This window comes from Kineococcus esterisolvens (assembly GCF_050871405.1).
Classification (GTDB): domain Bacteria; phylum Actinomycetota; class Actinomycetes; order Actinomycetales; family Kineococcaceae; genus Kineococcus.
Window position 1 is genome coordinate 1 of record NZ_JBJLRI010000107.1, and the last position, 9,219, is coordinate 9,219.

The 9,219-nt window shown below is 77.1% G+C and carries 10 protein-coding genes; 6 read left to right on the forward strand and 4 right to left on the reverse strand.

Annotation, left to right across the window (positions count from 1 at the left end):
- The 3 genes from ACRYR8_RS20045 to ACRYR8_RS20055 all read right to left on the reverse strand — a co-directional run.
- The coding region (locus ACRYR8_RS20045) for a DUF808 domain-containing protein (protein WP_432486190.1) at positions 1–810 on the reverse strand (810 nt) is incomplete at its 3' end.
- Between the two features lie 89 nt (positions 811–899).
- Positions 900–1,652, reverse strand: a complete 753-nt coding sequence (locus ACRYR8_RS20050) for an IclR family transcriptional regulator (protein ID WP_432483416.1) — start codon at positions 1,650–1,652, stop codon at positions 900–902.
- 30 nt (positions 1,653–1,682) lie between these two features.
- On the reverse strand, positions 1,683–2,243 hold the full coding sequence (locus tag ACRYR8_RS20055) for a beta-class carbonic anhydrase (RefSeq protein ID WP_432483414.1): 561 nt from the start codon (positions 2,241–2,243) through the stop codon (positions 1,683–1,685).
- A 56-nt stretch (positions 2,244–2,299) separates the two neighbouring features.
- Between ACRYR8_RS20055 and ACRYR8_RS20060 the strand changes: the two genes are divergently transcribed.
- The 5 genes from ACRYR8_RS20060 (at position 2,300) to ACRYR8_RS20080 (ending at position 7,595) form a co-directional block, all read left to right on the forward strand.
- Entirely contained in the window at positions 2,300–2,917 is a 618-nt protein-coding gene (locus tag ACRYR8_RS20060; protein WP_432483555.1) for a histidine phosphatase family protein, read from the forward strand.
- A 78-nt stretch (positions 2,918–2,995) separates the two neighbouring features.
- Positions 2,996–4,405 (forward strand): putative bifunctional diguanylate cyclase/phosphodiesterase, encoded by a 1,410-nt coding sequence (locus ACRYR8_RS20065; RefSeq protein ID WP_432483412.1) that lies wholly within the window; start codon positions 2,996–2,998, stop codon positions 4,403–4,405.
- A 71-nt stretch (positions 4,406–4,476) separates the two neighbouring features.
- Positions 4,477–5,442 carry a YihY/virulence factor BrkB family protein gene (locus ACRYR8_RS20070; RefSeq protein WP_432483410.1) on the forward strand — a complete coding sequence of 322 codons (966 nt, stop codon included), beginning with the start codon at positions 4,477–4,479 and terminating at the stop codon, positions 5,440–5,442.
- 107 nt (positions 5,443–5,549) lie between these two features.
- Positions 5,550–6,800 (forward strand): FAD-dependent oxidoreductase, encoded by a 1,251-nt coding sequence (locus ACRYR8_RS20075; protein ID WP_432483408.1) that lies wholly within the window; start codon positions 5,550–5,552, stop codon positions 6,798–6,800.
- A gap of 75 nt (positions 6,801–6,875) precedes the next feature.
- Positions 6,876–7,595 carry a PadR family transcriptional regulator gene (locus ACRYR8_RS20080; protein ID WP_432483406.1) on the forward strand — a complete coding sequence of 240 codons (720 nt, stop codon included), beginning with the start codon at positions 6,876–6,878 and terminating at the stop codon, positions 7,593–7,595.
- On the opposite strand, the gene ACRYR8_RS20085 is transcribed toward ACRYR8_RS20080, so the two are convergent.
- Positions 7,577–8,170: a hypothetical protein gene (locus ACRYR8_RS20085; RefSeq protein ID WP_432483404.1), complete on the reverse strand. Its 594-nt coding sequence runs from the start codon at positions 8,168–8,170 to the stop codon at positions 7,577–7,579. The two genes, ACRYR8_RS20080 and ACRYR8_RS20085, sit on opposite strands and share 19 nt — an antisense overlap.
- Before the next feature lie 209 nt (positions 8,171–8,379).
- On the opposite strand from ACRYR8_RS20085, the gene ACRYR8_RS20090 reads away from it, so the two are divergent.
- Entirely contained in the window at positions 8,380–9,123 is a 744-nt protein-coding gene (locus ACRYR8_RS20090) for a MerR family transcriptional regulator (protein ID WP_432483402.1), read from the forward strand.
- Positions 9,124–9,219: the final 96 nt, after the last annotated feature.

Below are 9,219 nucleotides of genomic sequence, written 5' to 3' on the forward strand. Positions count from 1 at the left end.
GGCGGCCTCGTGGGCCGCCTCCTCCACGTGGTGCACGGCCTCGTACGGGGCGCTCAGGCCCAGCTCCTCGGCGCCCACCAGCAGGATGTGCCCGCCGACCCACAGCATCGCGGCCGTCCCCACCACGGTCAGCACGGTGAGCAGGCGCGGCATCGCCTTGACCAGCCCCCGGCCCAGGCGGGCCACGGCCGCGCGGGGGACCTGGGCCAGGCGCAACCCGATGTCGTCCATCTTCACGATCAGCCCGACCACCCCGTACACCAGGACGGTGATGCCGATCCCGACGACCGCCAGGATCACCGCCCGGGACACGAACGGCTCGTCGGCCACCTCGTTGAGCGAGATGACCATGATCTCCGCGGACAGGATGAAGTCGGTGCGCACGGCCCCCGACACGACGGCGTCCTCGTCCGGCAGCTGCTCGCCCTCGGCGCCGTCGTGGGCGTGCCCGCGACCGCGCAGCTTGTGCCAGATCTTCTCCGCGCCCTCGAAGCAGAGGTACGCCCCGCCGACCATGAGGATCGGGGTGAGCAGGAACGGCAGGAACTGGCTCAGCAGCAGCACCGCCGGCAGGATGATCAGCAGCTTGTTGCGCAGCGAGCCCACGGCGATGCGCCGGATGATCGGCAGCTCGCGCGCGGCGGCCAGGCCGCGCACGTACTGCGGTGTGACGGCGGTGTCGTCGACGACGACGCCGGCGGCCTTCGCGCTGGCCCGTGCGGCGGCGACGCCGATGTCGTCGACGGAGGCGGCGGCCGCGCGCGCCAGCACCGCCACGTCGTCGAGCAGAGCCACGAGTCCACCGCTCACGGTGAGGTCCTTCCGGTCGTCCGGTGCTGGTGCTGCTCCGATGGTGCCCGCCCGCGGGCCCGCGCGCCCGTCGCCCGGTCCCGCCCCGGCTACCCGACCCGGGCCCCCAGCTCGCGGGAGATCGACCGCGCGGCCTGCCGCACCGCGGGCACCACGCCCGCCCGCGGCCGCCCGCGGGTGTCCACCAGGTGCTCGGCGTCGCCGTGCACCCCGATGGCCCCCACGACCAGGCCCCCGCGGTCGCGCACCGGTGCGGCGACCCCCGCGACACCGGGCGTCAGCTCCTCCACCTCCAGCGCCCACCCCTGTGCGCGGACCGCCGCCAGGGTGCGGCGCAGCGCAGCGGCGTCGGTGACGGTGCGGGCGGTCATCGCGGCCAGCCGGCCGCGCAGGCGCACCGGCGCCGACGCCAGCAGCACCTTGCCCAGGGCGCACGCGTGCGCGGGCAGGCTCGTGCCGGTGGTGAGCTCCTGCGCGCTGTCGTCCGGGCGGAACACGTGGTGCACCACGAGCGCCCGGTCGCCGGCCAGCACGGCCAGGCGCACCGACTCGCCCGAGCGCGCCGCCAGGGAGTCGGCCCAGTTCACCGCGTGGGCGCGCAGGTCGTCGGCCCCGGTGCGCGGACGGCCGAGGTCGGCCAGGCCGGGGGCGGCGCGGTAGTCGCCGTCCTCGTCCTGCACGACGAACCCCACGTCCACGAGGGTGCGCAGGATGCCGTGAGCGGTGGTCTTGGCGAGGCCCAGGGCGTTGCCCACCTCCACCACGCCCAGGCCGCGGCCCGCGCCCGACAGCAGGCGCAGCACGGCCGCGGCGCGCTCGATGGACTGGATCGGCCCGGGCACGCCCGCCCCCGCTCACCGGCCCCCGGGCCCTCAGCCCTCGCGGGCCACCGGTTCCGCCGCGGGGCTGTCGGCGTCCACGACCACCCGGATCCGCCCGCTGCGCACGTCGTACACGCCGCCGGCGACGGGCATCCGCGGCGGCAGGAAGGGCCAGGAGCGGATGCGCTGCACGTCGTGCACGAGGGTGGCCTCCTGGTCGGCGATCGTGCGGAAGTCGATGCTGCGCGAGTCCACGCCCTGCGCCAGGACCTTCGCGTGCACGTCCGCGTCGGTGTTCTTGGTCATCCCGCAGTCGGTGTGCGCGAGCACCAGCACGCGCTCGACGCCCAGCAGGTACGTCGCCAGCACCAGGGTGCGCAGCACGTCGTCGGTGACGCGGGCGCCGGCGTTGCGCAGGATCTTCGCGTCGCCGGGGGTCAGGCCGAGCACCTCCAGCGGCGAGATGCGCGAGTCCATGCACGTCAGCACGGCCAGCCCGCGGCCGGCCACGCCGGGCCGCCCGTGGTCGACGAACGTCCGCGCGTACTCGGCGTTGGCGCTCAGGACGTCGCCGAAGGGGTCACCGGGTCGGGGGTCTGCAGTCTGGGTCACGGGGACATTCTCACCACCACGCGCGGCGGCGCAGCGCCGGGCGGCGTACCGTCCCGATCGTGTCCATCCTCGTCGTCCGTCACGGGCAGACCGCCTGGAGCCTGTCCGGCCAGCACACCGGTGCCACCGACGTCCCGCTGACGGCCGAGGGCGAGGCCCAGGCCCGGGCCCTCGCCCCGGTCCTCGCCGGCCGGCGCACCTGCCTGGTCCTCAGCAGCCCGCGCACCCGCGCGCGCCGAACCGCCGAGCTCGCCGGCCTGGCCGACGCCGCGCCCCTGCAGCTCGACGACGACCTCGCCGAGTGGGACTACGGCGGCTACGAGGGGCGCACCACCGCCCAGATCTCCGAGGAGCTCGGCCGGCCCTGGTCGGTCTGGCACGACGGCGTCGTGCCCGGCGACACCCCCGGTGAGACGGTCCAGCAGGTCGCGGTGCGCGCCCGCACCGTGCTCGACCGCGCCGCCACCGCGGTGCGGGAGGCGGGTGGCGACGACGCCGCCGACGTCGTGCTCATCGCCCACGGCCACTTCCTGCGGGTGCTGGCGGCCTGCTGGCTGGGCCTGTCGCCGACCGCCGGGGCGCTGTTCGCCCTGGACGCCGGCACCTGGAGCGAGCTCGGCCACGAGCACGGCCGCCCCGTGCTGCGCCGGTGGAACGTGCCCGCCGCGCCCTGAGCCCGCCGGCGGCCGGGTCGGCGGCTCTCACCCGGCCGGACCGTTCAGGCCGGGGTGCCCGCGTGCCGATGGGCCTGCGTGGACACTGCGTGGGTCGCCTGGGCGACCGTGGTCCTGGTGACCGTGGCGGCCGCGGCCGCCCTGGTCGTCGTGGTGCGCCGCCGGGACCGGTGCAGCGCCGAGGCGGCCCGCACCGACGCGCTGACGGGCCTGGGCAACCGCGACGCCCTCGCCGAGCGGATCGCGCGGCTGCTCGCGGAGGGCCGGGCCCCGGGCCTGCTGCTGCTGGACCTGGACGGCTTCCGCGACGTCAACGACACCCTCGGGCACACCGCCGGCGACGCCCTGCTGCGGCAGGTCGCCGGTGTCCTGCACCGCACCGTCGCGGAGGAGTCGCAGGTCACCCGCCTCGGCGGTGACGAGTTCGCCGTCCTCGTGCCCGGCCCCGTCACCGGTGAGGAGCTGGAGGTGCTGGCGAAGCGGGTGCTGGTGGGGCTGTCCATGGGCGGGTTCACCTCCGGCGAGGTCCCCCTGGACGTGCAGGGCACCATCGGCATCGCCCTGGCCGGTCCCGACGGCTCCTCCGCCGGCGAGCTGCTGCAGCACGCGGACGTGGCCATGTACGCGGCCAAGCACGCCCGTGCCGGGGTGCTGCGCTACGACCCCGCCCAGGACCCGCACTCCACGAACGCGCTGGAGGTCCTGGGCCAGCTGCGCCAGGCGATGGACGAGGACCAGCTCGTCGTGCACTACCAGCCGAAGGTGTCCGGCGGCGGCACCGGGCGGCTGCTCGGCTTCGAGGCGCTGGTGCGCTGGCAGCACCCCGTGCGGGGGCTGCTGCCCCCGGCGGCGTTCCTGCCCCTGGTGGAGCGCACGCGGCTCATCCAGCCCCTCACCCGCTGGGTGCTGCTGACGGCGGTGCGCCAGGTCGCGTCGTGGCGGGCGCAGGGCCTGGACACCACGATCTCGGTGAACATCAGCGCCGCCACCCTCGACGAGGGCCTGCTGGGCATGGTCGAGGAGGCCCTGGCGCTGACCCGCTGGCCGGCGCAGCAGCTGGTGCTGGAGATCACCGAGACGGCCATCGTCATCGACCCCGCCGGGGCGCGGCGCACCGTGCAGCGCCTGCGCGAGCGCGGCGTGCGGGTCTCGGTGGACGACTTCGGCGCCGGCGCGACGAGCCTGGTGCACCTGCGCGGGCTGGCGGTGCACGAGCTGAAGGTGGACCGCCAGTTCGTCACCGAGCTGCTGGCCCACCCCGAGGACGAGGTCATCGTCTCCTCCGTCATCGCGCTGGCGCACCGGCTGGGCCTGGTGGTCGTCGCCGAGGGCGTGGAGGACCCCGACACCGCCGAGCGCCTGCGCGCCATGGGCTGCGACGAGCTGCAGGGGTACCTGTTCGCCCGTCCGCTGCCGGCGGCCGAGGCCCTGCGGTGGGCGCGGGCCGAGTTCGGGACCACCACCGGGTCCGCGCCCGAACCCGGCTGACCCGGCCCGGCCGACCCGGACCCGCAGCCCCGTCCGCGACCCGCGGGGCGGTGGCGCGAGAGGGTGGGCCGGTGCACATCGACGGGGACGCGGTCTGGCGGCGCCTGGAGGACGGGGCGGCCGCGCGCCGCGCCCGCGTGCGGGGGCGCAACCCCGCCCTCGTCGCCGTGCGCGCCGCCCACCGGGCCGTGGAGGTGCGGGTGCCGGGGCTGGCCGCGGAGATCGCCTACTACCTGCTGGTGTCCCTGCTGCCGCTGGTGACGATGCTCGGGGCCAGCCTGGGCCTGCTGCGCGAGTTCCTCGGCCAGGGGGTCGTGCAGCAGATGGAGGAACGCCTCACCGACGCGGTGGAGGCCGCGCTGAGCCCGCAGCTGGCCGGGGACGTGGCGGTGCCGTTCGTCGAGCAGCTGCTGCGCGAGGAGCAGGTGGGGGTGGCCCTGACGAGCGTCGCGGTGGCCCTCTGGCTGGGCAGCCGCGTGTTCCGGGCGGCGGTGCGCACCCTCGGCGACGCCTACCGCACCGAGGAGCGGCGCGGGTTCCTGCGGCTGTGGGGGCTGTCGCTGGTCTTCACCCTGGCCGCGGTCGTCGTCACGACGGTGTTCCTGGCCCTGGCCGTCGTGGGCCCGCTGCTCGGCGGCGGTCAGGCGCTGGCCGACGCCCTCGGTGCCGGGGGCACGTTCCGCCGGGCCTGGGAGCTGGGTCGCTGGCCGGTCCTGGGGGCCCTCGTCACCGCGTTCCTGGCCTGGCTCTACCAGGTGGGCCAGAACGCCGACACCCGCTGGCGCGACGCGCTGCCGGGCGCCGCCCTGGCCACTGCCGGCCTGGCGCTGCTCGCCGTGGGGTTCCGGTTCTACGTGGAGGTCGCCGGGCCCGGTGTCCCGGACGTCGACGGCGGGGACGCGGCGGTCCGCGCCGTCGGGCAGTTCCTCGGCACCGCCCTGGCGGCCGCGCTGCTGGGGTGGCTGGCGGCCGTCGTCGTGCTGCTGGGCGGGGTGTTCAACGCCGAGTGGCACGCCGCGCGCGCCCCCACCGGCTGAACCGCCGCCCCTGAACCCCGTTCCGCGGGGGTTCCGCCGGCGCTCCGGCCGCGCCAGGATGGGCACCGCCGGGCCGCGGTGCCGAGCGGTCCGGAGCAGGGGGCGCGGTGGTGCAGCAGGACGGCCGGGGCGGCGCGGGGAGCGCCGAGGAGGTCGCCTGCGTCGTCGCGGGCGGCGGCCCGGCGGGCGTGGTGCTGGGGCTGCTGCTGGCGCGCGCGGGCGTGCGGGTGCTGGTGCTGGAGAAGCACGCCGACTTCCTGCGCGACTTCCGCGGCGACACCGTCCACCCCTCGACGCTGCGGCTGCTGGACGAGCTGGGCCTGGCGGGGGAGTTCCTGCGGTTGCCGCACGCGCGGGTGGACCGGGTGAGCGTCACCACCGACGGCGGGACGTTCGGCGTCGCGGACTTCTCCCGGCTGCCGGGCGGGTTCCCGTTCCTGGCGCTGGTGCCGCAGTGGGACTTCCTGGACCTCCTCGCCGCGCGGGCCCGGCAGTTGCCCGGTTTCGAGCTGCGCACGGGCGCGCAGGTCGTGGGGCTGCTGCACCGGGGTGGCCGGGTGAGCGGCGTCAGGTACCGCTCGGCGGCCGACGGTGCGGAGCGCGAGGTGCGGGCGGCGCTGACGGTCGCGGCCGACGGGCGGGGCTCGGTGCTGCGCGAGGCCGCCGGCCTGCCGCTGCGGGTGTTCGGGGCGGGCATCGACGTGCTGTGGTTCCGGTTGCCGAAGCCGGCGGCCGCGGCGCTCCCCCCGGCGGGTGCGCGGGTGTCGGCCGGCCGGTTCGTCCTCGCCCTGGACCGCGGGGACTACCTGCAGTGCGCCTTCGTGGTGCCCTCCGGGGGGCTGGACGCGGTGCGTGCACGGGGCCTGCCGGCGTTCCGCGCGGACCTCGCCCGCCTGCTGCCGCAGCTGGCCGGGGTGGTGCAGGAGCTGGCGGGCTTCGAGGACGTGCACGTCCTGCACGTGCGCATCGACCGGCTGCGGCGCTGGTACCGCGACGGGCTGCTGGTGATCGGCGATGCCGCGCACGCGATGTCGCCGGTGGGTGGGGTGGGGGTGAACCTGGCGGTGCAGGACGCGGTGGCCGCGGCCCGCCTGCTGGCCGGCCCGCTGCGCCGCGGGGTGCCCTCGCCGCGCGAGCTGGCCCGGGTGCAGCGGCGGCGGTGGTTGCCCGTGGCGCTGACGCAGGTGGTGCAGCGCGCGGCGCACCGGCGGGTCCTGCTGGCCTCCCTGGAGCGCGACGCGCCGGTGGGGGCGCCGCGGTTGCTGCGGTTGCTGCAGCGCTTCCCGGTGCTGCAGGTGCTGCCGGCGGTGGCGATCGGGCGGGGCGTGCTGACGGAGCACCCACCTCCCGAGGGGTAGCACTCGATACGTCAGCGATGTATCGTTGACATATCGGGCGGCATGGTGCCGCCCCCCCACGACGGAGGTTGCGACGTGAAGTTCTCCCCCACGGGCCCCGAGGGCCCCCACCGCGGCGAGCACCGCGGACACCGCTCCGGCCGCCGGCCGGGCCCCTTCGGCCCCTTCGGCCCCTTCGGCCCCTTCGGCCCGGGCGGGCCGGGCGGGCCGGGCGGGCCAGGTGCCCGGGCGGTCTTCGGCGGCTTCGGCCCCGGTCCGGACGGCCCCGGCGGCTGGGGTTTCGGCGGCCACGGCCACCGCGGGCGCGGCGGACCCCGCCGCCCCAAGGGCGACGTGCGGGCCGCTGTGCTCGTGCTGCTGGCCGAGGGGCCCAGCAACGGCTACCGCATCATCGGCGAGGTCGAGCGCCGCAGCGAGGGCGCCTGGAAGCCCAGCCCCGGATCGGTGTACCCCACCCTGCAGCAGCTGCAGGACGAGGGTCTGGTCACCGCCGACCCCGCCGACCCCAAGCAGTTCACCCTCACCGACGCCGGCCGCGACGTCGTCCAGCGCGAGCTGGCCGACGCCCCGCCGCCGTGGGAGACCGTGGAGGGCCGCCCCTCCCGCGGGGAGTTCCGCGAGGTGGGCCGGCAGGTCCAGCAGATCGCCGGCCTGCTGCAGCAGGTGGCCCTGAGCGGGCGCCCCGGCGACGCCCGGCGCGCCGGCGACGCGCTCGAGCGCTGCCGCCAGGAGCTGCTGCGCCTGCTCGCCGAGGACCCCCGCACCGGACGCGAGGCTCAGGACGACGCCGGCTGACCCGCCGTCAGCACCCCCACCGACGGCGTCAGCGCGTGCACCAGCGGGCGGTCCCCGGCACCGTGCAGGGCCGAGGCCCCGCAGCGGCGCAGCAGGTCCGCGCGCAGCGCCAGGTTCAGCCGCACGGGGTGCGGGCCGTTCGCGCCCCGCACCGGCCCGGTCGTCGCCTCCGCACCCGAGGCGTGGTGGTGCACGTGCTCGGTGATCCACCGGCTGCCCACGGCCACCTGCGGCCCCGTCGTCAGCAGCACCGTCGCGGCCGGCCGCTCCAGCCACGAGGCCACCGCCCCGGCGGCGGCGGCGAGCAGCCGCTCCGGGTCGCCGCCGTGCGCAGCCGGGACGGGCTCGGGCTCCAGGCCCACCCCGTCGACGAGCGCCACCAGCGGCTGCCACGACTCCACCAGCTCCACCAGGGCCCGTCCCGCCCCCACCGCCCACGCCGGCGCCAGGACGGTGGGCACGCCCGCCGCCGACGCCTCGTCGGCGGCGGCCACCAGCTGCTCCAGGCAGGCGTCCAGGAGGGGCAGGTCGGACGCCAGCACGGGCAGCACCACGACCGCGCGTTCGATGCGCACGAGCCTCCCGTCCGTCCGCCCGGGCGGGGCCGCTCCGCGCCCTCCGCGTTCCTCCCGGCGTGTCTACGGCGTCCCGCCGCGGACGGTCAAGCCGGAGCGGGTCGTGGCGCGCCGCGCCGCCTCCCCGGTGCCCTCGACCATGCCGCTGCGGCCTTGACCCTGCCGCTGCGTCAACCCCTAGCGTCGCCGCAGGAGTTCAGGAGGGCACCGTGGAGTGGACGATCCACCAGGTCGCGACGGCGACCGGCACGACGAGCAGGACGCTGCGGCACTACGCCGACATCGGCCTGCTCGCCCCCAGCCGCGTCGGGCCCAACGGGTACCGCTACTACGACGACGCCGCGCTGCGCCGCTACCAGCGGATCCTGCTGCTGCGGGAGCTGGGCCTCGGCCTGAGCGCGATCGCCGGTGTGCTCGAGGAGCGCACCGACGAGGTGACCGCGCTGCGCGAGCACGCCGGGCTCCTGGAGGCCGAGGCCGCCCGGCTGACGCGGCTGGCCGCGTCGGTGCGGGAGACCATCCGCAGGACCGAGACGGGGGAGGAGCTGGACGTGAGGACGAGCTTCGAGGGGTTCGACGCGAGCCGCTACGAGGAGGAGGTGGTGCAGCGCTGGGGCCGCGACGCCCACGAGGCGGCGCAGCGGAACTGGCGCGAGCTGGGGGAGGAGGGCCGCGCCGCGCACGCCGCGGAGGCCGACGCGATCGGCCGCGGCCTGGCCGCGGCCGCCGCGCGCGGCGCGGACCCGGGCGAGCGCGAGGTGCAGGACCTCCTGCGCCGGCACCACGCGTGGGTGTCGGAGTTCTGGACCCCCGGCGCCGAGGCGTACCGGGGGCTGACGGCGATGTACGTCGACGACGAGCGCTTCCGCGCCACTTACGAGGCGTACGGGCCCGGCACCGCGGTGCTGCTGCGCGACGCGGCGGAGGTGTTCGCGCAGCGGGAGCTCGTCTGAGGGGACCCACCGCGCGGACCGCGACCGGAACCCCGGGCAGGTGGAACCCGCTCAGAGGTTCCGGTCAGGGGTTCCCCGGCCGCACCGGCGGTGCGG